Source organism: Acinetobacter sp. S-1 (assembly GCF_059579785.1).
Map to the genome: position 1 here is coordinate 1591218 of NZ_CM184207.1, position 23552 is coordinate 1614769.

At 37.3% G+C, this 23552-nt stretch carries 28 protein-coding genes and 1 riboswitch; of the genes, 15 read left to right on the forward strand and 13 right to left on the reverse strand.

Features of this window, described 5'->3' with window-relative positions; all coding sequences use genetic code 11:
• Window positions 1-229 precede the first annotated feature (229 nt).
• The 6 genes from moaA to AC52J8_RS07565 all read left to right on the forward strand — a co-directional run bounded on the left by moaA (window position 230) and on the right by AC52J8_RS07565 (window position 4897).
• Window positions 230-1270 (forward strand): GTP 3',8-cyclase MoaA, encoded by a 1041-nt coding sequence (gene moaA / locus AC52J8_RS07540; RefSeq protein WP_086399499.1) that lies wholly within the window; start codon window positions 230-232, stop codon window positions 1268-1270.
• A complete protein-coding gene (locus AC52J8_RS07545; RefSeq protein ID WP_086399498.1) occupies window positions 1271-1525 on the forward strand; it encodes a MoaD/ThiS family protein in 255 nt (84 codons plus the stop codon).
• A gap of 3 nt (window positions 1526-1528) precedes the next feature.
• Complete coding sequence (locus AC52J8_RS07550; protein WP_086399497.1) at window positions 1529-2014, forward strand: molybdenum cofactor biosynthesis protein MoaE; 486 nt, start codon at window positions 1529-1531, stop codon at window positions 2012-2014.
• Between the two features lie 23 nt (window positions 2015-2037).
• Window positions 2038-2961: a bifunctional molybdenum cofactor biosynthesis protein MoaC/MoaB gene (moaCB, locus tag AC52J8_RS07555; protein ID WP_000799987.1), complete on the forward strand. Its 924-nt coding sequence runs from the start codon at window positions 2038-2040 to the stop codon at window positions 2959-2961.
• Complete coding sequence (locus tag AC52J8_RS07560) at window positions 2961-4196, forward strand: molybdopterin molybdotransferase MoeA (RefSeq protein WP_086399496.1); 1236 nt, start codon at window positions 2961-2963, stop codon at window positions 4194-4196. The genes moaCB and AC52J8_RS07560 overlap by 1 nt, the downstream gene beginning before the upstream one ends.
• 218 nt (window positions 4197-4414) lie before the next feature.
• Window positions 4415-4897 carry a winged helix-turn-helix transcriptional regulator gene (locus AC52J8_RS07565; RefSeq protein WP_078224175.1) on the forward strand — a complete coding sequence of 161 codons (483 nt, stop codon included), beginning with the start codon at window positions 4415-4417 and terminating at the stop codon, window positions 4895-4897.
• Between the two features lie 16 nt (window positions 4898-4913).
• On the opposite strand, the gene AC52J8_RS07570 is transcribed toward AC52J8_RS07565, so the two are convergent.
• Window positions 4914-6305: an aminotransferase-like domain-containing protein gene (locus AC52J8_RS07570; RefSeq protein ID WP_086399495.1), complete on the reverse strand. Its 1392-nt coding sequence runs from the start codon at window positions 6303-6305 to the stop codon at window positions 4914-4916.
• A gap of 123 nt (window positions 6306-6428) precedes the next feature.
• On the opposite strand from AC52J8_RS07570, the gene AC52J8_RS07575 reads away from it, so the two are divergent.
• A complete protein-coding gene (locus AC52J8_RS07575; protein ID WP_197738990.1) occupies window positions 6429-7292 on the forward strand; it encodes a DMT family transporter in 864 nt (287 codons plus the stop codon).
• 2 nt (window positions 7293-7294) lie between these two features.
• Here the strand turns inward: AC52J8_RS07575 and AC52J8_RS07580 are convergent, their stop codons facing one another.
• The 4 genes from AC52J8_RS07580 to tusD are packed head-to-tail and all read right to left on the reverse strand — an operon-like array spanning window position 7295 to window position 8690.
• Window positions 7295-7606, reverse strand: coding sequence for a TusE/DsrC/DsvC family sulfur relay protein (locus AC52J8_RS07580; protein ID WP_002115694.1), 312 nt, complete (start codon window positions 7604-7606; stop codon window positions 7295-7297).
• A gap of 18 nt (window positions 7607-7624) precedes the next feature.
• Window positions 7625-7909, reverse strand: a complete 285-nt coding sequence (locus AC52J8_RS07585; RefSeq protein WP_005068868.1) for a hypothetical protein — start codon at window positions 7907-7909, stop codon at window positions 7625-7627.
• 17 nt (window positions 7910-7926) lie between these two features.
• Window positions 7927-8277, reverse strand: a complete 351-nt coding sequence (locus tag AC52J8_RS07590) for a hypothetical protein (protein WP_086399493.1) — start codon at window positions 8275-8277, stop codon at window positions 7927-7929.
• Window positions 8278-8321: 44 nt separating this feature from the next.
• Window positions 8322-8690, reverse strand: coding sequence for a sulfurtransferase complex subunit TusD (gene tusD / locus AC52J8_RS07595; RefSeq protein WP_002115623.1), 369 nt, complete (start codon window positions 8688-8690; stop codon window positions 8322-8324).
• A 65-nt stretch (window positions 8691-8755) separates the two neighbouring features.
• On the opposite strand from tusD, the gene galE reads away from it, so the two are divergent.
• The 3 genes from galE (at window position 8756) to AC52J8_RS07610 (ending at window position 12073) form a co-directional block, all read left to right on the forward strand.
• Window positions 8756-9763, forward strand: coding sequence for a UDP-glucose 4-epimerase GalE (gene galE / locus AC52J8_RS07600; protein WP_014207002.1), 1008 nt, complete (start codon window positions 8756-8758; stop codon window positions 9761-9763).
• Window positions 9764-9874: 111 nt separating this feature from the next.
• Window positions 9875-11269 (forward strand): class II fumarate hydratase, encoded by a 1395-nt coding sequence (gene fumC, locus AC52J8_RS07605; RefSeq protein ID WP_086399492.1) that lies wholly within the window; start codon window positions 9875-9877, stop codon window positions 11267-11269.
• 357 nt (window positions 11270-11626) lie between these two features.
• A complete protein-coding gene (locus AC52J8_RS07610) occupies window positions 11627-12073 on the forward strand; it encodes a DUF6097 family protein (protein WP_075383891.1) in 447 nt (148 codons plus the stop codon).
• Window positions 12074-12233: 160 nt separating this feature from the next.
• On the opposite strand, the gene AC52J8_RS07615 is transcribed toward AC52J8_RS07610, so the two are convergent.
• Window positions 12234-12527 carry a hypothetical protein gene (locus tag AC52J8_RS07615; RefSeq protein ID WP_208753282.1) on the reverse strand — a complete coding sequence of 98 codons (294 nt, stop codon included), beginning with the start codon at window positions 12525-12527 and terminating at the stop codon, window positions 12234-12236.
• Window positions 12528-12702: 175 nt separating this feature from the next.
• Here AC52J8_RS07615 and AC52J8_RS07620 point away from each other — a divergent pair, with 175 nt between their 5' ends.
• Window positions 12703-13404 carry an alpha/beta fold hydrolase gene (locus AC52J8_RS07620; protein WP_086399491.1) on the forward strand — a complete coding sequence of 234 codons (702 nt, stop codon included), beginning with the start codon at window positions 12703-12705 and terminating at the stop codon, window positions 13402-13404.
• Here the strand turns inward: AC52J8_RS07620 and AC52J8_RS07625 are convergent.
• Window positions 13399-13662, reverse strand: a complete 264-nt coding sequence (locus AC52J8_RS07625) for a hypothetical protein (protein ID WP_032052537.1) — start codon at window positions 13660-13662, stop codon at window positions 13399-13401. The genes AC52J8_RS07620 and AC52J8_RS07625 overlap by 6 nt on opposite strands.
• Before the next feature lie 231 nt (window positions 13663-13893).
• Here AC52J8_RS07625 and AC52J8_RS07630 point away from each other — a divergent pair, with 231 nt between their 5' ends.
• The 3 genes from AC52J8_RS07630 (at window position 13894) to AC52J8_RS07640 (ending at window position 16730) form a co-directional block, all read left to right on the forward strand.
• Window positions 13894-14337, forward strand: a complete 444-nt coding sequence (locus AC52J8_RS07630) for a BLUF domain-containing protein (protein ID WP_032036535.1) — start codon at window positions 13894-13896, stop codon at window positions 14335-14337.
• Window positions 14338-14578: 241 nt separating this feature from the next.
• Window positions 14579-15070 carry a hypothetical protein gene (locus AC52J8_RS07635; protein ID WP_002115670.1) on the forward strand — a complete coding sequence of 164 codons (492 nt, stop codon included), beginning with the start codon at window positions 14579-14581 and terminating at the stop codon, window positions 15068-15070.
• A 150-nt stretch (window positions 15071-15220) separates the two neighbouring features.
• Window positions 15221-15309, forward strand: a riboswitch (glycine riboswitch).
• A 176-nt stretch (window positions 15310-15485) separates the two neighbouring features.
• The gene (locus AC52J8_RS07640) at window positions 15486-16730 is read left to right on the forward strand and encodes a D-amino acid dehydrogenase (RefSeq protein WP_086399490.1); all 1245 of its coding nucleotides are present in this window, start codon (window positions 15486-15488) and stop codon (window positions 16728-16730) included.
• Window positions 16731-16774: 44 nt separating this feature from the next.
• Here the strand turns inward: AC52J8_RS07640 and AC52J8_RS07645 are convergent, their stop codons facing one another.
• On the reverse strand, window positions 16775-17419 hold the full coding sequence (locus tag AC52J8_RS07645) for an A1S_1983 family putative colistin resistance protein (protein WP_198912090.1): 645 nt from the start codon (window positions 17417-17419) through the stop codon (window positions 16775-16777).
• 100 nt (window positions 17420-17519) lie between these two features.
• Between AC52J8_RS07645 and ispF the strand changes: the two genes are divergently transcribed.
• Window positions 17520-18011 (forward strand): 2-C-methyl-D-erythritol 2,4-cyclodiphosphate synthase, encoded by a 492-nt coding sequence (gene ispF, locus AC52J8_RS07650; protein WP_002115651.1) that lies wholly within the window; start codon window positions 17520-17522, stop codon window positions 18009-18011.
• Here the strand turns inward: ispF and AC52J8_RS07655 are convergent.
• The 5 genes from AC52J8_RS07655 to glnL all read right to left on the reverse strand — a co-directional run bounded on the left by AC52J8_RS07655 (window position 17999) and on the right by glnL (window position 23255).
• Window positions 17999-18523, reverse strand: a complete 525-nt coding sequence (locus AC52J8_RS07655) for a protein tyrosine phosphatase family protein (RefSeq protein ID WP_086399489.1) — start codon at window positions 18521-18523, stop codon at window positions 17999-18001. The two genes, ispF and AC52J8_RS07655, sit on opposite strands and share 13 nt — an antisense overlap.
• Window positions 18524-18716: 193 nt before the next feature.
• Window positions 18717-19634 carry an ornithine carbamoyltransferase gene (gene argF / locus AC52J8_RS07660; protein ID WP_086399488.1) on the reverse strand — a complete coding sequence of 306 codons (918 nt, stop codon included), beginning with the start codon at window positions 19632-19634 and terminating at the stop codon, window positions 18717-18719.
• Window positions 19635-19746: 112 nt separating this feature from the next.
• On the reverse strand, window positions 19747-20400 hold the full coding sequence (locus tag AC52J8_RS07665; protein WP_197739003.1) for a TetR/AcrR family transcriptional regulator: 654 nt from the start codon (window positions 20398-20400) through the stop codon (window positions 19747-19749).
• A gap of 265 nt (window positions 20401-20665) precedes the next feature.
• Complete coding sequence (gene glnG / locus AC52J8_RS07670) at window positions 20666-22159, reverse strand: nitrogen regulation protein NR(I) (protein ID WP_002115702.1); 1494 nt, start codon at window positions 22157-22159, stop codon at window positions 20666-20668.
• Window positions 22146-23255 carry a nitrogen regulation protein NR(II) gene (glnL, locus tag AC52J8_RS07675; RefSeq protein ID WP_086399487.1) on the reverse strand — a complete coding sequence of 370 codons (1110 nt, stop codon included), beginning with the start codon at window positions 23253-23255 and terminating at the stop codon, window positions 22146-22148. The genes glnG and glnL overlap by 14 nt, the downstream gene beginning before the upstream one ends.
• Window positions 23256-23552 lie beyond the last annotated feature (297 nt).

Below are 23552 nucleotides of genomic sequence, written 5' to 3' on the forward strand. Positions count from 1 at the left end.
AAATAAAGTAGGGTATATAAAAGGTTGACGCCGCACTGATTTTGTAAAGCTTTAAAGTTTGAGCTAAAACGGTACGGCCGAAATTTCAAATACAACCCAAAAAGTTATGGATGATAAATAGAATTGGAACAAATTTTGCAATAAAGATCAAAGCACTACTAAGGCGCAATTTTAAAAGTTTAATTGCTCTTAATGAGTGCTTGCAATATTTGAACTGTTCTCGATATGAGTGCAAATAATGAAACAATATCACTCTGAAACTGCGCCAATGCTTTTGCAAGATCAATATGGGCGTATCAAGCGAAAGTTACGTATTTCAGTAACTGATCGCTGTAATTTTAAGTGTGTGTATTGCATGCCTGAACATCCTGAATGGCTAAATAAACAAGATTTGCTTAGTTTTGAGGCGCTCTTTCAGTTTTGCAGTTTTATGGTGCAACAAGGTATTGAAAGCATCCGTATTACGGGTGGTGAACCATTAATGCGTCAAGGTATTGTTCATTTCATTCGCGATTTACAAGCTTTAAAAGCATTAGGTTTAAAGCGTATTTCAATGACCACTAATGGACATTATCTTGCAAAATACGCTCAGCAATTAAAAGATGTTGGTCTAGATGATTTAAATATTAGTTTAGATAGCCTAGATCCGATTCAATTTAAAGAGCTCACTAAGAAAAAGTTAGAACCAGTTCTTGAGGGTATTCAAGCTGCAAAAGATGCAGGGTTACCTTTTAAAATTAACTGCGTGTTAATGAAAAATAAAAATGACGATCAAATCCTACCTATGGTGAAATGGTCTATCGCCAATCATATTCCGCTACGTTTTATTGAATTCATGCCACTTGATGGTGATGCACTTTGGTCAAATAAAGATGTGGTGAGTGAAGCCGAAATTTTAAAGGCGTTGCAACCACATTATTCAGTACAAGTGATTGAGCAGCAACATGAGCCAGCACGCCAATATTTACTTAACAATAGCTACGCGCTAGGCATCATTTCTACCATTACTCACTCATTTTGCCATCAATGTGACCGTATACGACTAACGGCACAAGGTGAACTTTATAACTGTCTCTTTGCGCTGCAGGGTTTAAATATTAAGTCACAGCTTCAAACGCTGGTAAGTAAACAACGTACACCAGAATACGATATGTATATCCAAAATTTAAAGAATTTGGTCCATCCATATATCTGGCATAAAGCTAAAGGTTTTCATGCCTTACAACATCAACAAGCCCGTAAAATCAGCATGCATATGCTTGGGGGATAAATGCAGCAATCTATCCAAATTAAAATCGAATCATTCGGTGCAATTGAAAAATTGCTTCCCCAAAATCTTTCGATCGTTTGTCCTACCAATATTTTAGTGAAAGATATCTTAGATCAAATTGTGACTTTACATCCGGAATGCACACAGGCCATGGAAAAATGTGCATGCGCTATTGGCGATAATGTCATAACAAGACAATCTGCCTTAAGTGAACCGTGTACTTTGGTTTTATTATCACCAGTTGCAGGAGGATGAGTCATGCGAGATTTTGCACGTATTCAAGAGCAGGTTTTAAGCCTAGATATTTTTGATCCTATTGAATTATTTCCTGAATGCGGTGGAATTGATATTTTTATGGGTACAGTTCGTAATCACCATGAAGGTAAAGCGGTTAAGGCTTTGAAATATACCTCATATAAACCGCTTTCTGAAAAAATGATACGTGAAATTGAACTGGAAATTGAGAAAAAGTATCAGCTATCTTATGTGCGAGTGGTTCATCGGATTGGATATCTAGATGTGGGTGAAACAGCCATTATTGCAATTGCTTATGCAGCCCACCGCCGTGAAGCTTTTCAAGCATGCGAAGAAGCGGTTGAGCGGGTAAAACATGAAGTGCCTGTTTTTAAAGAAGAGTTCTTTACAGATGGCACGAGTCATTATGTAGAGGGCTGCTGTATTCGTAAGGATGCACCGCACGAACACAAGCATCACCATCATGCCGGCCATGAACACTCACACTGAAATAAGCAAGACTAGGATAAATAATGAAAAACGTAGGAATGAAGCCGGAAAGTTATCGTGTTGCTGAAGCACAAGCTATTTTATATGCACCACCGCACTGTATTGAATTATTAAGACAAGGGAATACGGAAAAAGGTGATGCATTAAAAACTGCACGTGTTGCAGGAATTTTGGCAGCAAAACGTACTGATGAGCTGATTCCTTTGTGTCATCCACTGCCGATTTACCGGGCAGATGTTGAATATGAACTAGAACATGATTTTGTAAAGATCGTTGCCGTAGTTGAAACCATTGGTCCAACTGGCGTAGAGATGGAGGCCTTAACGGCTGCCAGTCTCGCAGGTTTAACCATTTACGATATGTTAAAACCACATTGTGAACCAGAAGAACTCTGGATGGACCAATGTAAATTGCTTAAGAAAAAAGGCGGTAAATCACACTTTAAGCGAGTTCTTCGTCAGCCTGTTTCGGCTGCGGTTATTGTGTTGTCAGACACCGTAGCAGCGGGTAGAAAGCCCGATACTGCCGGAAAATCTGTGGTTGAAACTTTAACAGAGGCAGGATTCGATCCAATTCATTACCAAATTTTGCCAGATGAAGCGGATACTTTAAAAAACTTAGTGCTTGAGTTGAGCAAATCATATGCTTGCATTATGACGGTTGGTGGAACAGGAATTGGTAAGCGTGACATTACGGTTGATACGCTAGAACCACTTTTAGAACGAAAGCTAGATGGCTTAATGGAAGCTGCTCGTTCATTTGGACAAAAACGCACGCCATACGCTGCAATGTCGCGTGGAGTAGCTGGATTTATTGATCGTTCTTTAGTGGTGACTTTACCGGGAAGCCGTGGTGGAGCAAGCGAATCAATGGCTGCTATTTTACCTGCCTTAGTCCATATTTTTGATGTTTGCCGTGATCTACCACATCCGGGAGGCTATGAGTAATGACTGGTTGTGGTGCAGAACATGGATTGATTAGCGTAGATGAAGCAATTGAGCTGATTAGTAACCGACCTAAAAAATTAGGTTCAATTCAGCAACCTCTTCAAAATAGCCTAAGTAGGTGTCTTGCTAAAGAAATTTATTCAGAAATTAACCTACCAAGCTTTTCTCAAAGTGCTGTGGATGGCTATGCACTTTGTTGTCATGCCGAAGATTTAAATAATCAAAAGTTTCAGATTACTGGTGAGATTCGTGCTGGAAGCGAAAGTCATGACATTTTGAGTGAAGGTCAAGCAATTCGTATATTTACGGGCGGCAAAATTCCTGAAGGGACAACGCATGTAGCGAGGCAAGAAATCGTATCGGTTGTTTCGCCTCAAGAAATTTCGTTAACTGAACATATTCGCCCTCAAGCTGATATTCGTTTTACTGGCGAAGAAATCCAGCAAGGGCAGTTACTTGCGCAAGTTGGACAATTTTTGAATATTGGAAGTTTGGCTGCCTTAAGTATGGCGGGTGTACAAACGGTTGACGTTTACCGTGCGCCGAAAGTAGCTGTTTTGATCACGGGTGATGAAGTTGCCGAAAAAGCAGAAGATCTAGCTGAAGGTAAAATCTTTGATGCAAATGGCCCATTACTAAAAGCTTGGTTTGAAGATTATGGTTTAGATATTGAACTCATTCATGTGGCAGATGAGGCAGCACAGGTCACACAATATTTCGACCAATTAAAAGATACCCATGATGTCATCATAACCACAGGTGGAGTCTCTGTAGGTGATTATGACTTTGTTCGGCCATGTGCTTTTGAAGTTGGTTTTGAACAGATCTTTTGGAAAGTAAAACAAAAGCCAGGTAAGCCACTCTTTTTTGGTGAATATTTTCATCCAGAATCAGATCACCACTGTTATTTACTGGGGTTGCCCGGTAATCCTGCTGCGGTCTATGTGTCTATGCAGGTTTACGGTAAAGCATTGCTCGACACTTTGCAGGGAAACCAAGCTGGGCCAGTGTGGTTTAGTGCAATTTTAGATCACGATTTAAAAGAAGATGCACGCGAGCGTTTTCTAAGAATGCATGCCTATTTTGACAAGGGACAACTTAAAGTTAAAAGTTTGGCAAAACAGCAATCGCACATGCTGAGTAATTTAATGCAAGCCAATTGTCTGGTCCGAATTCCGGCAAGTGCAAAATTGGAAGCGGGTTATATATTGAAGGGCGTATTTATTTCAAATTAATAACAAGTAATGATAAATATAACTCACTATATAACTGAGTGAGTTATATTTATTAAGCAATTTTAAATAATAACTTTTTAATTTTTTATAATGGAAATTCGTTCATAAGCTTGATAAGAAGTTATTTTAATAATGAATCTTGCATAAATCGTGCTAAGTGGTTTAGGGTATAAAACAATAGGGCCATTAGGCTAGGAAATATCGAGGAACGCATAAAGATGAAATGGGACGACATCGGTGATCAACCTTGTTCGGTTGCTCGTATGCTATCAGTGATTGGCGATCGATGGACGATGCTAATATTACGTAATGCTTTTATGGGAATACGCCGTTTTGACGATTTTCAAAAGTCATTAGGTGTCACTCGTCATGTCCTTTCGGATCGTTTAAAGCGTTTGGTTGAATATGAAATTTTAGTCAAAGTTCCTTATTTTGATCGTCAGGAACGCTTTGAATATAAATTGACTGATAAAGGTTTTGAACTTTATCCAATTATTTTGTCTATGGCGAATTGGGCAGATAAATGGATGGATCAAGGTTTAGGCAAACCTTTAGAATATCGTCATAAAACTTGTGGTCATAAATTTGAACCAGTCATGGTATGTTCGGTTTGCCGTGAACCTTTACATGCAAAACAAGTTCAGGTTTCAGCTGGGCCGGGTTATTTTGCATATATGCAGCAAAAACAGAAACAAGCTTAATTTTCCTCTCTATAAATTACGAAGACTCTTGTTGAATCGCATCAGCTAGAGTCTTATAAATGTGGTCATGATTTGACTGTGTTACATTAAAGCGTATGAATTGACCAGCATTGGAAGCTTGGCTAAACGCGTTTCCTGGTGCAAGAATAACCTGATGATTAATACAATATTTTGCAATTTCTGAAGCTTCAATTCCCTTTGGCAAATGACACCAAACAAAAATTCCCGCTTGAGGCTTAATCCATGGTTTTATACCCAAAGGTTCTAACTGAGTAATGGTATCGTGCATTGCTTTTGCTAAACGGACCTTTAATAATTCTATATGTTTACGATAAGAACCATCTGTTAAAGCACTTAATAAAACTTCAGCTGATACACCATTGTGAGAAAAGCTTGTGGCAATTTTCAGGTCGGTGAGCTGATCAATCCATTCTGGTTTAGCAATAATATAGCCACAACGAATAGATGCTGATAACGTTTTAGAAAAACTTCCAATAAAGATTACACGAGAAAGATTATCCAAAGCAGCAAGCCGAGGAGCAGGGCTATATTCAAAGTCTGAGAAAATATCATCCTCAACAACAATCAAATTTGATTGTTCAATAAGTTTTAATAATTGATGCGCCGTAGAAAGAGAAAGTACTGCGCCAGTTGGATTATGAATTCCTGAGTTGGTGATATAAAGACGTGGATTATAAGTTTCAATTGCTTCTTTAAATGCCTCTAAGTCAGGACCTGTTGGTGTGTAGGGAACACCAATAACATTGACTTGGTGAACCTTAAGTAATGCATGAAAGTTAAAATAACAAGGATCATCAATGAGAACGACATCATCAGGCTTTAGTAAAAATCGGCAAACCAAATCAATCGCTTGTGTTCCTGAGTCTGTTAAAAGTACCTGATTAAGATTTGCATTGATACCTTTTGCTTGAGCGCGTCTTGCCAGTAAATCACGTAGAGCTGGTAATCCTAATGGCGTTGAATAACCCATCAAACAATCATCTGGGCTTCTTGCGGCCGACCTTAATGCTTTACGGATACTGTCTAATGGCATCCAGTCATCGGGTAACCAACCGCAGCCTGGTTTAAAAACATCTGCTTTCGCCTCCAAAGATTGGCGTGAAATCCATAATGGATCGACTGAGCGATCTAATTTGGGACCTAATTCGCTTAAAGAAAGAGGGGCAAGCGGACCAACAATATAAAAACCAGACCCAGTTCTTGATTCGATTTTGCCTAGAGCAATTAATCTTTCATAGGCTTCTACGACGGTTGAAACCGAAAAGCCAAGATCATTCGCTAATTTGCGTACAGATGGTAAGCGTGCTCCAGGCATTAAAGACCGATTTTTTATTTGTTGCTCAATCTCTGAAATGACAATTTCAATTTTGGTTTTGTTCTGTTTCACTGGCTTACAATCCGAACTGTACTGGTTATTAATGCATTACAGTTCTTTTGAATTGTACTGCTTTGTATCTGGTTTATTCACCTTAGCACAGCTTAAATTCTTCGTATAGTGACGGAGAAAATTATGAATAGGTTTATGAATGGCTGGGTGAATGGTTTTATTGGCGTGGCTATTTTTGCGGGATCACTACCAGCAACACGCGTAGCCGTAATGGGGTTCGAACCGGGTTTTCTAACTGCGGCACGTGCGGCAATTGCAGGTATTTTAGGTCTTATTCTTATTTTGGTTTTAAAACAAAAGAAACCAGCCAAGCAAGATTGGTGGCCTCTTGCCATCGTCTCTTTAGGCGTGGTGATAGGTTTTCCTCTATTTACAGCGCTTGCCCTCCAATACATGAATGCAGCCCATTCAATTGTATTTGTTAGTCTTTTGCCGCTTGCAACGGCAATATTTGCTGTGTTGAGAGGTGGCGAAAAACCTAATCAATTTTTCTGGATATTTGCAGTCTTAGGGAGTGCGGTTGTCTTCGCTTATATGTTTTTGATTTCTGGTGATACCTCACTTGGGATAGGGGACTTTTATATGTTGATGGCGATCATTTTTTGTGGCTTTGGCTATGCAGAAGGCGGTGTACTTTCAAAAAAAATTGGTGGATGGCAGGTCATTTGTTGGGCGCTTATTTTTTCACTACCTTTTATGCTATTTCTGACTATTTTCTATATGCCAGCTTCATTTCAGAACATATCTACATCAGCTTTAGTAGGTCTTATTTATGTGTCTTTATTTAGTATGCTGATTGGTTTCTTCTTTTGGTACAAAGGGCTTGCGCAAGGAGGAATTGCTGCGATTAGTCAACTACAACTTTTACAACCTTTAATGGGATTAGGTATTGCTGCGGTCTTGTTACACGAACAAGTAAGTTGGTCAATGTTGGTGGTTACAGCAGCAACGATTTTATGCGTCGCTGCTGCTAAAAAATTTACTTAATTTTATAAACAATTTGCTGGTTTAGGGATTCCAGCTAAACGACTTAAATGACGCGCCACTAAACCAGTATTAAATTGTTGCTGTAAAACCGCATTATTAATCTCTGGACTGACCGTTTTCATTAAAAATTTAATGAGAGGACGAGTTGCTGGAGAGTGTCCAAACTGCTGATAAAACTGACGTACAGCCGCTAAAACTTCAAAATGCCAATCGGTGAGTTCAAGATCAAGCGATTTGGCAAGTTCTTGCGCAACTTCAGGATTCCAGATTGTGTAATCAACCAAATGACCATCTTGGTCTAATTCTAAATTCATGAAACCAGCCTAAATATATTATTTAAGAGAAATACAGCGATTAAACGTTAAAACCAGATCAGCAAATTGATCATAATCTAATACCTTCACCTGAGCTAAAGTATCCGTATCGATTAAATCTTTTTCGATGCTTAAACATGAAACAGATTCAAATGGTTGAATCATTTCAGCAGAAAGGTGTGCAGTTGCATCACCCATAAAAACAATTTGGTCACCTACCTGAAAAAGATTGCGTAATTCATCAATAATTTTCGGCGTAGAATGGTAAGAAGATTGCACAAGATAAAGTGTTGACGGATTCATTAAACTTACACCTTAATCTACCAATATAGAACATGATCAAAAGATTGAATAAACTCAGCATTCAACTGAACGAATTCAATTTCTTGTTCGGTTTTTTGTACAAGAGGATGCTGCTGATTTTTACATTCAATCAGAATAGGGCTCAAGTCATAGAACTCAAAACTTTCGACCATATTTGAGGCCACTTTGAAAGCCTGACGAAACTGATTAAAGCTTAAATCATTTTGCAAAAGACTAAGAGCTGCATCTTTCAATAATACTTTGACTGGTGAGCCAAAGGTTGCTAAAACCATAGTAGCAGAAAGGCTTTCATTGATTTGAAGACTGGTTAAATTGGCTTGGCTTAAAATGACGAGTACAGATTTCACACAATATACCTTTTAAAAGCAACAATCTAAGCAAACAAAGTAACTTAAAATTGAATAAGACGAGATGCTGACTGTACTGCATCAGCAAGTTCACCTAACCCGACAAGTTCAAAGTCTTTGGCAAGGTTGTGATGAGTAAGGTGATGACGACTGGCATTTTCTGCATCTGTAATACCACGAGCGAGGGCAGCACTCACACAAACAGGAAGACGAATCGCAAGCTTTTGCCATTCATGCGTTAAATTACGCTGGTCGTCAGGAACCCATTGAAAATCATTAGCAACCTGCACGCCATCTTGGTAAAAGAATACACGGAAGTCTTCATTTTTACTTTTGAGTGCCTGAGCAAGTCCTAACGCATGCCAAGCATGAATGGAAGTAGGAGCAGAGGTAATTAGTAGTAATGTACTCATTGAGAATTCACTATGGTCATACGTCTAAATGGGCGTAGATACATTAAGAGAAAGGTAAGTATACAATGATTTTAGTGACAGGTGGTTTAGGCTTTATCGGTTCACACATTGCGTTGAGTCTAATGGCTCAAGGGCAAGAGGTGGTAATCGTCGATAATTTGGCTAATTCAACCTTGCAAACTTTGGAACGGCTAGAGTTTATTTCTGGTATGTACGTTCCATTTGTCAAACTTGATGTACGCAATACACCAGCGCTGAATAAGGTGTTTGAGCAATATTCAATTGATGCAGTTATTCATACTGCTGGATTCAAATCAATTGAAGAATCTAACCTTAAACCTCTTGAATATTATAATGATAATGTTAGTTGTATCATGAGCTTGCTTCGTGCCATGCAACGTACGGGTGTTCGTCACTTTATTCATCTGTCTAGCCTTGCAGCTTATGGGAAATCTGGCTTGCAATTGAGTGAAACAGAAGAATTTAATTATGCTTATCCTAATCCCTACATTAAGTCTCAACAGATGATTGAAGAAATTATCCGTGATACTTATAAAATTGACCATGAGTGGAAAATTGCGATTCTACGATTGTCTAATATTGTGGGTGCATTTGAACATGGGGTACTCGGAGAGTATGTCGCTCAGCTTCCTAAAAATATTGTTCCGCTTGCGATGCAAGTCGCAGCAATGCAGCGTGATTTAATTGAATTACAAGATCAAGCTGAAACGTCAGATCATACGACTGAACGTAGTTTTTTACATGTTTTAGATTTATGTGAAGCCGTCATTGCGAGCTTACATTGGCTGCGTGAACAAACGCATTGTTGTGAAGCATTTAATATTGCACATGACCAAGTTCATTCAATTCGTCAATTACTCGATGAAATTTCACAAGTTACTAAAGCTGAAGTTCCTACACAATCAGCAATTTATAAACATGTCGAGTTAGATCAAGTTGGTGCTAATATTGAGAAAGCAAAAACCTTATTGCAATGGACACCGAAGCGCCCATTAAAACAAATGATCGAAGATGAATGGCGCTTCTATCAAAATACTTTAAATGGAAGATAATGATTCTTATTTACAATGCTGGTATGCTTGAGTACGATATTCAAAATTAACTAGCCAGAGCAAACACTTGCTTCAGCCCGTGAGTTCTTTATTGAGATAACCGAGGTTTCTATGCAAACACGAATTGAACATGACACTATGGGTGAGATTGAAGTTCCAAATGAAGCATTGTGGGGAGCACAGACTCAACGCAGCTTACAGAACTTTAAAATCGGGCAAGAACGATTACCCCGTGCCATGATTCGAGCAATGGGTTTGGTAAAAAAGGCTGCTGCAATAACTAACGCTGAACTTGAGCAATTACCACAAGATTTGAGTCAATATATTGTGGACGCGGCTCAAGAAGTAATTGATGGTAAATGGGATTCACAGTTTCCTTTAGTCGTTTGGCAGACAGGTTCTGGTACGCAAAGTAACATGAACTGTAATGAAGTGATTGCCAATATTGCAAACCAAAAGTTAGGTCAGGCGTTAGGTACTCAAAAGCCAGTACATCCAAACGATCATGTCAATCGTGCTCAATCAACAAACGACTCATTTCCAACCGCCATTCACGTGGCAGCAAGTTTACAAATTAACGAATTACTCATCCCTGCTCTAGAGCAACTTAAAGCGACTTTGCAAAGAAAGTCAGATGAGTTTCAGGATATTGTCAAAATTGGCCGTACCCATTTGCAAGATGCTACTCCATTAACCTTAGGTCAAGAATTTAGTGGCTATGTATCACAGCTTGAGCATGGATTGGTTCGACTACAACAAGCTTTGAGTGGTTTATATGAGTTGCCATTAGGTGGCACAGCGGTAGGTACAGGATTAAATGCACATCCTGACTATGCAGTAAAAGCAGCAGCTCAGCTTGCATTACTCACAGGTTTACCTTTTGTAACCGCACCTAATAAATTTGAAGCACTAGCAGGACGGGACGCCGCTGTTTTTGCATCAGGTGCATTAAAAACTTTGGCTGTAAGCTTAAACAAAATCGCGAATGATATTCGTTGGCTGGCAAGTGGACCTCGTTGTGGTTTTGGTGAAATCCGTATTCCAGAAAATGAGCCTGGTTCAAGCATTATGCCTGGGAAAGTAAACCCAACACAAAGTGAAGCAATGACCATGGTTGTTGCGCAAGTGCTTGGAAATGATACGACCATTAACGTAGCAGGTGCTTCAGGTAACTTCGAATTAAACGTCTTTATGCCAGTGATTACTTATAACTTATTGCAATCTATTCAGTTACTTGGTGATGCATGTAATAGCTTTAATGATCACTGCGCGGTGGGAATTGAGCCTAATCGCGATAAGATTGATCACTTCTTGCATAATTCTCTGATGCTAGTTACAGCTTTAAATCCAGTAATCGGCTATGAAAATTCTGCAAAAGTTGCAAAGACTGCTTATAAAGAAAATAAAACGTTGAAGCAGGTCGCTGTTGAGCTTGGTTTGGTTACAGCGGAACAATTTGACGAAGTAGTTAAACCTGAAAAGATGGTTTCACCAAATAGTAAGTAATCTATCTAAAAATAAAGATATTTTTAGAATCTCAATCAATAGAAAGGCACTTTGGAGCTATTTCGAAAGTGCCTTTTTATTTTAATAATTCGAATACTTAAGTCCTATGAAAACTTGGCTTTTGATAATCTTATGGTTCAGGATAAAAGTTCAGTCGTTCTCATAGTGTTTAAAAAATTGAGAAATATAGTGAGAGGAAGCTATGTTTAGTAATCTTTGGAACATTTTCGGCTTCTCGTATTTCTTTTGAATGTTTTGTAATTCAGCTCAATTTATTACTTTTGTGTTAAAAAGTGCTTTTAATCACAAAATTTACCTTAAAATCCATAGTTTTACTGATTATATTCTGGTTTTTCTATGGGAAATTTAACAATTTTAGGTGAAGCACTAGAAAGTGCAGAAATCTTGAAAAACATTCAATATCATATTAAAGACAACAGATTACCTATATCATTAAAAGATGATTTGAATAAGCAAGTTATTGAAGTTGAAAAATATTTTGGAGAAGATGATTTTGAAAAACTAGAAGTTAAGAAAAATAAAATTAATATATGGACAGGAGTTCTTGCGGTTCCAATATTGATTTATTGTATTGCATTATTCTTAAGTCGATATGTACATAACTTTGGTATCAATATTGATGTAGATGTCATAAATCATATGTTATTCGATAACATATTTAAATATATATGGATTGTCATAATTTATGCAGTCATATTCTTTGGATTGATTGGATACTTTTATATACTTAATAACCACAGCAAAAAATTAATTGAAAAGAATGTGAATAAACTTCTTAGCTAAATATATTTAAAATCTTTAAGCATACAATATGCTGTGCACTCGGTTATCTGTTTGTACAGATAAATCATTAATAAAAGTGTACGCGCTAATATTTATATAAAAGCCCTCAAAGGAGGGCTCTTTTGGGGGGATTTAGCTTGTATCTTAAAATTTGAAAATATCAAAGTAAGCCGTCTATGTATTCCCAACCATGAGATTTCATAGCTTCAAACTTCTTTTTTAGCTCTTCTTTTTCGTACTCATGTATATCGCGTGCTAAAAGAACATGATACGAGTTAGATTCTGGTTCTATAGTCACTTCAATAATCTCTACTGGTTCAATCACTCCACTTTCAGTTAAACCAGAGTCTACAAAACACATTCCTTTTACAGGTATAACAGTACAATCATATTCCTTAGAAATAAAATAATTATTTGCTGAAGCGGAATACGTACGTGATGCTCTAACTTTCATATGTACCTCCTTCTCAAGCATAAAAAGGGAATGTTTTAGTCTGGCGTGCTTCCACCGTTATTTCCGTTTAATTTATATAGTGATTTTATTTTTTACTTCAATATTCTAATTATAGATTTTTTATTAGCATAAAATGCTGTTAGTTATAATTTACAAGTAAGGTATTAAAAAACTTATGAATCAAGAGCCAATTTCAGTTGTTTTAATTCCTGGTTATATGCTTGATGAATCTCTCTGGAATGAACTCATAGATGAAATGCCTAAAGAGTGGAATATATCTCGAGCTACTTTAAAACAAGGGCGAACCATAAGGGAAATTGCTCAAAATATTGTTGAACATGCGCCACAAAGCTTTGTACTGATTGGATTCTCACTTGGAGGATATATCGCTAGATCTATAGTGGAGCAATTTCCTGAAAAAGTTAAGGCACTTATTTTAATAGCTTCTTCACTACGCTCAGATACAGAAGAGCTGAAAAATCAAAAGTTAACGGCAATTAAACTTAACTCTGGGAAAACTTTTCATGGACTAAGCTCAATATCGATTGAAAAAACACTTCATCCATCAAATGTGCAGAATCGTACTCTTGTAAAAAGAATCCAAGAGATGGGCAGGACTCTAGGTTATGAAGAGTTCGTTAAACAATCTATGTTAGATAGAAGTTCTTATGATATGAGTAAGATCACATGCCCAACTTTAATTATTTCTGGTACAGAGGACCAGCTGCGCTCTAAGGAAGAAGCTATAGAATTATTAGATCAGTTACCCCATGCAAAGCTTGAGATAATTAATAATACTGGTCATATGATTCCGATTGAACAGCCGAAAGCATTGGTTTCAGTGATTTTAACTTGGTTAAGTACTTATCTTTCATGAGGGCCTAACTTTCGTTTTCTTCGTCAGAATCTTTATAATCCGGAAAACTTGATTGTCGAGTTTGATCTTTTGATGAATAGTTGCATGATCAAGCTGATCCCATAACTCAAATGGAAAAAACTCTGAACTATGATCAAATATCCATAACCATTGGTAGCTATTGTTAAGGGTATTCTTATCAAAACGAACATCTTGAACTTTAATAATCTTAAACTGTTTATGATGTTCGTCTTGAAGAATAATTTCATGATTCTCCATTAGAAGACATCCATACATTAAAGATAATTTTCAATTGTACTAAAATTAATAGTGTCTAATTAACTTGTTAGGTTGGCATTAATTTACAAAAGATTTCCGGTTGTTAAAGTTTGTCATTTTCAAAAAGAAAATAATCTTTACTTTTGAAATACAAGGTTTTAAATAGCTTACATTGTAAGAACAGGGTGTAGATGCCACAATGCACATTGAAATCTATCTTCGAGTATCGCTATGAGTTTAATAGGCTTTATGTATGCAAGTAAAACCAATAGTGAACATAGTCAAATAAAACAAGATTTAATTGATATTCTCACAGAAGCTGTCAAATTCAATTCACATAATGATATTACAGGAGTGCTTTACTATGGTAATGGATACTTCTTGCAGTATTTAGAAGGTGAGAAAGAACAGGTCGAATCGCTATTTTATAAATTAATTTTGAAAGATTCGAGACACCAGAACTGTGAAATCATCTTTTCAGAACCATCCGAACAACGGCTATTTAAACATTGGAGTATGAAATTTGCTCCCATTAACACGAAAATAAAAGAGTTCTTTCATCATCATCATGTTGATGAGTTTAATCCTTATCTGCTTAACACTACATCTATACCGTCTTTTATTGAATTGCTTGTAGATCAACCAAATTATAAAGTTGATCAATATCAAGGTTAATCGAAACCAAGAATTACAACGGATTTTTGATGTTCTATTTAAAGTTAAGCTCTCTTCGGAGAGCTTTTTATCACAGAGACTGAAACTTTCACTAATTAATGGCGAATTGGCGTTGAATAAGCCGTCATAATTGTTAAAATGCCCACCTTGTCCTGTTTTTATATTGTTTTCTGTTTTGCATGTATTTCGCAAAGTTAGAGATAAAATTATTAAAAACAGCTGCTTAGTTAAGGATTTTTGAATGCTCTCTATTTATTTGACAGATACCCAACAACATGTGCAATTTAATGATTATCCTAGTGATCAGCCGGTTAAGTTTCTGTTAAATCTTAAAAAGATTTTCCCAAGTACAGCGGATTTATTATTACCAGTTTTACCTGAAGATAATGATCTAGAAAACGTAACGTGGGAATCAACCTCAAAAGATTTTGAAGTTTTTAAAAAGCTATTAGCGGGATGGGGTGTTATTGAGCTTCGTTTAAATGCAATTACTGCTTATAAAGATAAAAACTTTGCAAATGAGTTAGTGAAACAAGCACAGGTAAAACGTAAGAAAACAGCGCAAAAAAATCATCAGCTTTCTTTGGTTGCTTTGGATTATATTTTTATGCACGAAGTTCATGCATTGATTGATGCTGAACTGGTCACTATTGGTGAGAAATTCTACTTACCAACCTTGCGTGAGCAATGGAAGGGTACGGTTTCAGACCAAGTGCTTAACGGTAAACTCTAATTTAAGTGTAAAAGGTGAATTTATAAAAATTCACCTTTTTTATTTTATAATTAAATCAGTGCTTTATAATTTTAAGATTGCTTATACAAAAGTTTACAAGAAAAGAATGCGTTTTTTTCAATGTGGCAGATACATTGCTTATATAAATACAAAATTATTGCGGGAGAGAGGTTCTTTAAGAACCCGCCGAAGGAGCAACAAGCCCGGAAACTCTCAGGCAAAAGGACTGTAATAATTAAAAAATCTGGAGAGAAGCTTAGATTTATAAGAATGGAAAACAATAACTTATAAATTATAAACTCACCGAAGGGGAAGATCTAAACGTTAAAAGGTAACGTTGGGGTCGAAACTCTCAGGTACCAATGACAGATGGGCTGTACTGATGAAATGTTCTTGCATTTCTGAGGAGTCTGTTATGCCACGTGTTATTGTGATAGGTGCGGGAATTACAGGGGTTACCTCTGCTTATGAATTATCGCAACTAGGTTATCAAGTCACAGTGATTGATCGACATTTATATCCTGCAATGGAAACATCATTTGCCAATGGAGGGCAATTATCGGCTTGTAACGCCGAAGTATGGAACCAAAAAGCCACCGTCATTAAAGGCTTTAAATGGATGAGACAAAAAGATGCTCCTCTATTGTTGAACCCTTCATTTAGTTTGCATAAGTATAGTTGGCTAGTTGAATTTCTATCACATATTAAAAACTATGAAGCGAATACGATTGAGACGGTCCGTTTGGCATTGCTCGCTCGTAAGCGTTTGTTTGAAGTTGCTGAAAAAGAGCAGCTTGAGTTTGATTTGGAGAAACGTGGAATCCTCCATATGTATCACAGTAAGGCTGACTACGAGATTGCTAAACAAGTTAATAACGTATTGAACAAAGGTACATTGGAACGCTATTCGGTTTCACCTGATGAAATGAAAACAATAGAACCATCTTTGACGGGTGACTATTTCGGTGGCTATTACACACCAAGTGATGCGACGGGTGATATTCATAAATATTCAACTTCTTTGGCTGAGAAGACTAAACAATATGGTGTTCAATATAAGTTTGGCCTAGAAGTTATGGATATTAAGTGCAGCGCAGACAAAGTAGTCGTAACTTGTCAGCCAAGTGCTGAGCATCCATATCTGGTTGAGTCCGATAACATTCAGCTTGAAGGTGATGTACTTGTTGTTTGTGGTGGTGTGGGGAGTTATCAACTTGCCGATATGATTGGTGAGCGAGTAAATGTGTATCCAGTAAAAGGTTATTCAATTACCGTGCAATTAAAAGATGAGCACAGTGTAAAGAATGCTCCTTGGGTGAGTTTACTAGATGAAAGTGCAAAAATTGTGACTTCTCGTTTAGGTAAAGATCGACTGCGTGTGGCAGGGACTGCTGAGTTTAATGGCTATAACCGCGACATACGGGCTGATCGTATTCAACCATTAGTGAATTGGGTTAATCGTAACTTTGATATTTCAACTGAGCATGTGGTGCCTTGGGCAGGGTTAAGACCAATGATGCCGAATATGCTGCCTGTTGTTAAGCAATCTAAACAACCTCGTGTTTTTTATAATACAGGGCATGGGCATTTAGGTTGGACTTTGTCTGCGGCAACCGCAGTTTTAGTCGGTCAGGATATTGCTCAAAAATATCCAGCGTAGAAAGTAAAAAGCCAGTGTTCAAGCACTGGCTTTTATTTTAAGCGTTAATCATATAGGCGGTAGATTCCGCTAAAACGTTCACAGCCTTTTTGCTGAGTTTTCACATTAAGCAAAGCTTTTTGAAAATTAAACTGATATTTACAGTTGTGCTCATTGTCTAAAATCTCACTTTTTTGTTCAGGTGAACTATAGGCCATCAATGAAATCGTTTGAGTTTCTTTGCGGTTATTTGGATTGCGGTATGCTATCCCTTCAATCTTAATTTTATCTTTCGCGAGCTGATGGACTTGAATGTGTACAGGCTGAGCTGCTATATGTCCATTTTCAAACTTAAGATAATGCTGGCTAAGCGTTTGCTTAAGTGAAGCATAAAAATTTAAGTCATCAGTACGTAAATCAAACTGTTGTTGAATGCATGTATTACTCTTGCATTGCTGAGTATGTTTAGACCATAACTTTTGTGTATCCTGTAAGAGCTGTAGGGGGGCATCAGTAACTAAATATGCAGAAAGATATTTATTATTGAGTTGCTTTCTCGATTCACTAAATGTTTTTGAACAGATTTTAAGCTCAGCTCCAGTATTGGAGCAGTCTATTGTTTCTGCAAAGACAAGAGGTGAACATAAACAGCTCAGTGTCACGACAAAACTTAATCTTTTCAATTGATTCATATCAGTATTAGACAGCATGATCGCTTATACTTTCAGTCTACTTTGCTAGATGTACTATAGCGAAACAGAACGGCTGAATACAAGATTTCTTAAGTTTTTATGGAAGGTAATAATTTATATGGTTGCTCAGATTCGTATTGGACAAGGAATGGATGTACACGCCTTTGAAGAGGGGAACTTCGTTACATTGGCGGGTATTCAAATTCCACATACACATGGTTTGAAAGCGCATTCTGATGGTGACGTGGTACTTCATGCGCTATGTGATGCTTTATTAGGTGCTTTAGCACTTGGTGATATTGGACAACATTTTCCTGATACTGACCCAGAATACAAAGGCGCAGATAGCCGAGTATTGTTAAAGCATGTTTATCAATTAATCTTAGACCGTGGTTATCAGTTAAATAATGCCGATATTACGGTGGCTTGCGAGCGTCCAAAATTAGCTAAGCATAATCTTGAAATGCGTCAAAGCATTGCTGATGTTCTAAATGTAGATATTAATCAAATTAGTATTAAAGCAACGACAACCGAAAAACTTGGGTTTACCGGTCGTCAAGAGGGTATTTTGGCTACGGCGACTGTTTTAGTCTCTCATCACACTAAGTGATCGGCCTGTTGCAAAGACTGCTGAAGTTCGAGAGTTGCCTTACGGCCTTGTAGCTGTAAGGTAATACTATGAATGAGACCAGTCCAAGTCTCATTAGGTTCCCAAATTTCGTGTAATAAATCCTGAGATGCAGGCATATCCATATTCATATAAAACTGTCTATAAACATACATAAGGCAACTTACGCGTTTATTTTTGGCGCAATGTATCCAAACAATTTCATTTTGCACTAAATGATCAATCAAATCTATAACTAATAAGCACTGCTCAGCAGAAGGCATCTCCCAATCAATTGGAATATGAATATAATTTAAACCAAGGTCTAAACAAATACGGTCTTCATTCTCAAGATGATTTGAAGCATTAGTTAAAGCAAGGTTAATGACTGTGCTACAACCAAACTCTTTAATCAATTTTAGTTGTTCAGCAGAAGGCTGGGCCGAGCTAAATAAATGTTCATGAATAATCGAAAATGCGGGAATTTGAGATAATGATTGTTCAAGGGTTGTCATGATCGCACTCTACAAGAGTAGGCTTAGCTTATTGTGTAGAATGTTATACACGATTCTAGAGAATAGTTGAAATACAGCCTGCTTATATATTCGACAACGTTATCAAAATTTTAAAAATAATTAACTGGAAAAGTACAAGTCTTATAAAATAAAAAAAACAGCATCATAAAGATGCTGTTTCCTATGTAAATACTTAAGCTTTTAGATTTTCATTCAATAAAAATTCGACTAAAGCTTTTTGAGCATGGAGACGGTTTTCTGCTTCATCCCATACGACTGCATTTTTATAATCGAGCATGGTTTCAGAAATTTCTTCGCCGCGATGAGCAGGTAAGCAGTGCATGAATAAACAATCTGGGTGAGCAAGGCTCATTAATTTTTCGTTAACCTGAAAATCAGCAAATGCTTTTTCACGAAGTTTTTGCTCTTCTTCTTGGCCCATGCTTGCCCATACATCAGTCACAATAAGGTCAGCATTTACTGCTGCATCTTCCGCATTATCATAAAGCTCAACGCAATGACCAAACTCGGCTAAAAATTCAGGTTTAGGTTCATATCCTTTTGGCGATGCAATTTTGAGTTTGAAACCCATCATGTGTGCAGCTTCAATATATGAATTACACATATTATTGCCATCACCAATCCAAGCAACGGTTTTGCCTTCAATGCTGCCGCGATGTTCAATATAAGTTTGTAAGTCAGCAAGTAACTGGCATGGATGATGATCATCAGTTAGGCCGTTAATTACAGGAACTTTTGAATAAGATGCAAAACGTTCAACAATGTCATGACCAAAAGTACGAATCATCACAATATCAAGCATACTTGAAATTACACGTGCAGAATCTTCGATTGGTTCACCACGGCCTAATTGTGTGTCACGAGGCGATAAAAAAATCGCACTACCGCCAAATTGGTTAATACCTGCTTCAAAAGAGATACGTGTACGCGTACTTGATTTCTCAAAAATCATTCCCAATACTTTACCAACAAAAGGCTGGTAGACCTTATTGTCATGTTGCATTTTTTTAAGTTCGCTTGCGCGTTCTAAAATGCGATTAAGTTCTAGAGTGGATAGATCACGTAAAGTCAGGAAATGTCTTAGAGCCATGTAGCTACTCCATAATAATTGTTTTGAAATATAACAATTATCTGTTGTTGGCTGGGTGGATGTGGGAAAAAAGAAGTCTACTATACTATAAGCATTTTAAAATGCAAAAGAATTAGACTTTATGATGGCCTTTTAAGAAAATATCTACACAATAATTAATATAATCAATAACTTCTTTCTCATTGGGTGGAAGTGGCATTCCCATAATCATTCGCCATTCAATATCTCGTAAAATCCCAAAATACATGAGTGAAGAATAATACGGAGAATTACAGGTAATTTCGCCTGATTTATCCGCAAACTCTAATGCTTGAGTAAGTGTATTTTGTAAATTATGTACCCATTTGTCATATAAGTATTGTATGAGGACAGTGTTACATTCGGTCTGTTCAATAATAAGTCTTAAAAATGCAACATGTTCGGGCTGAATAATATGAACATATACACGATTAAGTGTTTGAATCAGATATTCTCTTAAAGTGCTTTTCTCAGGTTGGAATGGAATGCAAATATCTTTAAAAAACATTTCACGTTTATGATCACAAATAGCAGTAAAAAGTCCTTCCTTATTGCCAAAATATTTATAAATAGAAGCCTTGGAGCCACCAGCATGATTAACAATATCATCGAGAGATACGGCATCATATCCTTTCTCTAGGAACAGCTCGGTCGCGCTTAACAATAGAGCTAAACGACGTTCAATACCGCGGCGTGTTTGAGGCTTCTCACATGCAAGGTGATGTGAATCCAGGACTGAATCATGCATAAAATTTAATAACAACAACTGACTTTGCTTATCTAGTATAGCAAAACTATCTTTAGTGATGGCCATAACCATTTTTTTAGATCATATGCTGAACAGTAAGTGGCTAATTCAAAAAATAAACTAATACAAAATATAAGCTTAGAGTTGGTTGTAGAAGGATTTGATGATGTAACCTTGTGTTTACATTATATTTTAAGAAAAATCTGATTTAAAAATAAAGCGGCTAAGAATGACTTAACCGCTCTGAAGTTAAATAATGAGATTTCTAGGCTTCAGTTTGAGTAACCTTGTGCTCATCTTCTTCGTCATCATCTGCAGAATCCATTCCAAGTTCTTTTAACTTGCGTGTTAAGGTATTGCGGCCCCAACCCAATAATTCTGCTGCATGACGTTTGCGTCCACGTGTTTGTTGTAAAGCAGCATTAATTAACGTGCGTTCAAACATTGGTGTGGCAATATCTAAAATTTTCATTTCACCATTTTTAAGCTTTTGAATAGCCCATTGATTTAGTAGTTCATCCCAGTGATGTAGAGAAATACGCTCAAAAGAAGGTGCCGGTTGACTAGAATCACTATTCTTTTGCAATGGAACTTGTTTGAGTTCAGAAGGTAAATCTTCTGGATAAACTTCGCGGCCAGTAATCATTACAGTTAGCCAGCGGCAAGTATTCTCAAGTTGTCGTACGTTACCCGGCCATGGTAACTGTTGCATGTAGTCCGTTGTTTCAGTGCGTAGAATTTTTGGACTTACGCCAAGCTCTTTACCTGCACGCGCAAGGAAATGCTGCGCAAGCATTGGAATATCTTCACTACGGTGGGCAAGCTTAGGAATGTGAATACGAATCACATTTAAGCGGTGATATAAGTCTTCACGGAAGCGACCTTCATTTACTAGCTTTTCTAAATCCTGATGTGTTGCTGCCACGATTCGAACATCAACTTTAACTGGAATGTGCCCACCTACACGATAGAACTCACCATCAGCGAGTACGCGCAGTAGTCGAGTTTGTGTTTCAAAGGGCATGTCCCCAATTTCATCAAGGAATAGTGTTCCGCCATTTGCTTGTTCAAAGCGGCCTTGATGTTGGGTGTTTGCACCCGTGAAAGCGCCTTTTTCATGACCAAATAACTCGGTTTCAATCAAGTCTTTTGGTATCGCAGCCATATTTAAAGCAATAAAAGGCTTGGCACGGCGTGGGGAGTGCTTGTGTAAAGCATGAGCAACTAATTCTTTACCCGTACCCGATTCACCATTAATTAAAACAGTAATATGAGATTGCGATAAACGGCCGATAGCACGGAAAACCTCCTGCATTGCCGGAGATTCACCAATAATTTCTGTTGATTGAAGAGGTGAGGCTGTTTTTGTAGCTTCTTGCTGTTGTAGTTTATTAATATGCAGGATCGCGCGATTGACTAAAGCTAAAGCTTCATCAATATCAAAAGGCTTTGGTAAATATTCAAATGCACCTGTTTGATAGCTTGATACAGCAGACTCTAAGTCAGAATGTGCTGTCATAATAATGACAGGTAAATCTGGATGAGTGTTTTTGACTTTAGATAAAAAAGTTAAACCATCAATTCCAGGCATGCGGATGTCAGTTAAGATGACATCGGGAGCATCATGGTGCAAACGTTCAAGCGCAGTTTGAGCTTCTTCAAAATTGGTAACGTCAAATCCTTCTTCTTTAAAAGTCTTTTCCAATACCCATCGCATGGCGCGATCATCATCAATAACCCATATTTTATTTCGCGACACGGTCTGACTCCCAAGGTAAATATAAGCTAAAAATTGTTTTTCCAGGAACAGATTGGCATTCAATCATTCCGTTATGTTGATGCATAATATTCTGTGCAATACTCAGGCCAAGCCCTGTGCCTTTTGCTCGTCCAGTAACCAATGGATAGAATACCGACTCTAAAATACTTTCAGGAATACCAGGTCCATTGTCTTCAATGTCTACCCGTACAGTCGAGCGGTTGAGCACACCATTAATGGTAACCAGACGTTGAATGCGGGTACGTAAAAGTAATTCCGGCTCTTGGTCTTTAAAAAATGATTTGTTTTCAGTCATGGCCTGAATAGCATTTACACTAATATTCAGCATAACTTGAATCAACTGATCGCGATCAGCCTTTACATCTGGCAGAGATAAATCGTAATCACGCGTGATCTTAATTTTCTTTTTAGTCTGATTTGCAATTAAAGAACGTACACGTTCTAAAGGTTCATGAACATTTACGTTTTCATAACTTGGTAGTTGTCTTGAACCTAACATGGTATCTGCCAAGTTAGTTAAACGATCTACTTCATTAATAATAACATCTGTAAATTCTGCATAACTTTCATCATTCAGGCTGCGAGCGAGTAATTGAGTTGCACCTCGTATGCCAGCAAGCGGGTTTTTAATTTCATGTGCCACACCTCTTACAAGCTGTCTTGCTACTTGATGTTGTTGAACTAGATTTTCTTCTTTAGAAATTTTCAACATACGATCAATTGGATTTAGCTCTATGAGGAGAAGAGGGTGATAACTCTTACCGGCATTTAATTGTGAAACTGTATAATCAACATGTAAGTCTTTAAAATTCACATTGATTACTGCCTCTCGGCGTGTATACGGCTGTCCTGTTTTTAAAGTGTTGAGTAAAGCTTCATGAGTATTAAAGGTATCGTCAGGTGCATGAAGTAAGTTCAGAACCGGTTGTCCAGAAGCACGCAGCAAGCTAATGTCGAAAAGTGCTTCGCATGCTGAATTTAAATAAAAGATATTCAAATTACTATCGATGAGTAAAATCGCAGTAGTTAAATTGTCTACCAATAGGCGATAGTCGATAGGGTTGTGTTGATCCATTAGCGAATCGTTCCTGTCTTAAAATAGCGCAATGGCATCTTCATTGGTTATCGGATTTTCACCGTTATAGAACATGAACGATGCAAAATATACGCCAACTTTGTTTATGGGTTATTTTAAAGTTTTAAAGTATTTAAAAACGCGCTGAAATCGGTCTTTATATCGGTTGATCAAAACTGATGGCTTGAATATAGATAATAACATGATCCAACTTGGTGCAAAGGTGAGTTTTGGTGCAAATGTTGGTCGTATTTTGGTGCATTACACAAAGAGTAGGCTTTCCACCTATGCTTGAGA

Excerpts from the sequence above, each read along its gene's own strand:
- AC52J8_RS07545 (WP_086399498.1), top strand. The coding sequence starts at position 1,271 with ATGCAGCAATCTATCCAAATTAAAATCGAATCATTCGGTGCAATTGAA.
- AC52J8_RS07655 (WP_086399489.1), bottom strand. The coding sequence starts at position 18,523 with ATGACAACCCTTGAACAATCATTATCTCAAATTCCCGCATTTTCGATT.
- AC52J8_RS07640 (WP_086399490.1), top strand. The coding sequence starts at position 15,486 with ATGCCACGTGTTATTGTGATAGGTGCGGGAATTACAGGGGTTACCTCT.
- galE (WP_014207002.1), top strand. The coding sequence starts at position 8,756 with ATGATTTTAGTGACAGGTGGTTTAGGCTTTATCGGTTCACACATTGCG.
- AC52J8_RS07625 (WP_032052537.1), bottom strand. The coding sequence starts at position 13,662 with ATGGAGAATCATGAAATTATTCTTCAAGACGAACATCATAAACAGTTT.
- fumC (WP_086399492.1), top strand. The coding sequence starts at position 9,875 with ATGCAAACACGAATTGAACATGACACTATGGGTGAGATTGAAGTTCCA.
- AC52J8_RS07580 (WP_002115694.1), bottom strand. The coding sequence starts at position 7,606 with ATGAATTTAGAATTAGACCAAGATGGTCATTTGGTTGATTACACAATC.
- AC52J8_RS07560 (WP_086399496.1), top strand. The coding sequence starts at position 2,961 with ATGACTGGTTGTGGTGCAGAACATGGATTGATTAGCGTAGATGAAGCA.
- AC52J8_RS07620 (WP_086399491.1), top strand. The coding sequence starts at position 12,703 with ATGAATCAAGAGCCAATTTCAGTTGTTTTAATTCCTGGTTATATGCTT.
- AC52J8_RS07565 (WP_078224175.1), top strand. The coding sequence starts at position 4,415 with ATGAAATGGGACGACATCGGTGATCAACCTTGTTCGGTTGCTCGTATG.
- AC52J8_RS07645 (WP_198912090.1), bottom strand. The coding sequence starts at position 17,419 with ATGCTGTCTAATACTGATATGAATCAATTGAAAAGATTAAGTTTTGTC.
- AC52J8_RS07550 (WP_086399497.1), top strand. The coding sequence starts at position 1,529 with ATGCGAGATTTTGCACGTATTCAAGAGCAGGTTTTAAGCCTAGATATT.
- AC52J8_RS07610 (WP_075383891.1), top strand. The coding sequence starts at position 11,627 with ATGGGAAATTTAACAATTTTAGGTGAAGCACTAGAAAGTGCAGAAATC.
- glnL (WP_086399487.1), bottom strand. The coding sequence starts at position 23,255 with ATGGATCAACACAACCCTATCGACTATCGCCTATTGGTAGACAATTTA.
- argF (WP_086399488.1), bottom strand. The coding sequence starts at position 19,634 with ATGGCTCTAAGACATTTCCTGACTTTACGTGATCTATCCACTCTAGAA.
- ispF (WP_002115651.1), top strand. The coding sequence starts at position 17,520 with ATGGTTGCTCAGATTCGTATTGGACAAGGAATGGATGTACACGCCTTT.
- AC52J8_RS07615 (WP_208753282.1), bottom strand. The coding sequence starts at position 12,527 with ATGAAAGTTAGAGCATCACGTACGTATTCCGCTTCAGCAAATAATTAT.
- AC52J8_RS07635 (WP_002115670.1), top strand. The coding sequence starts at position 14,579 with ATGCTCTCTATTTATTTGACAGATACCCAACAACATGTGCAATTTAAT.
- AC52J8_RS07585 (WP_005068868.1), bottom strand. The coding sequence starts at position 7,909 with ATGAATCCGTCAACACTTTATCTTGTGCAATCTTCTTACCATTCTACG.
- tusD (WP_002115623.1), bottom strand. The coding sequence starts at position 8,690 with ATGAGTACATTACTACTAATTACCTCTGCTCCTACTTCCATTCATGCT.
- AC52J8_RS07665 (WP_197739003.1), bottom strand. The coding sequence starts at position 20,400 with ATGCATGATTCAGTCCTGGATTCACATCACCTTGCATGTGAGAAGCCT.
- AC52J8_RS07630 (WP_032036535.1), top strand. The coding sequence starts at position 13,894 with ATGAGTTTAATAGGCTTTATGTATGCAAGTAAAACCAATAGTGAACAT.
- AC52J8_RS07575 (WP_197738990.1), top strand. The coding sequence starts at position 6,429 with ATGAATAGGTTTATGAATGGCTGGGTGAATGGTTTTATTGGCGTGGCT.
- moaCB (WP_000799987.1), top strand. The coding sequence starts at position 2,038 with ATGAAAAACGTAGGAATGAAGCCGGAAAGTTATCGTGTTGCTGAAGCA.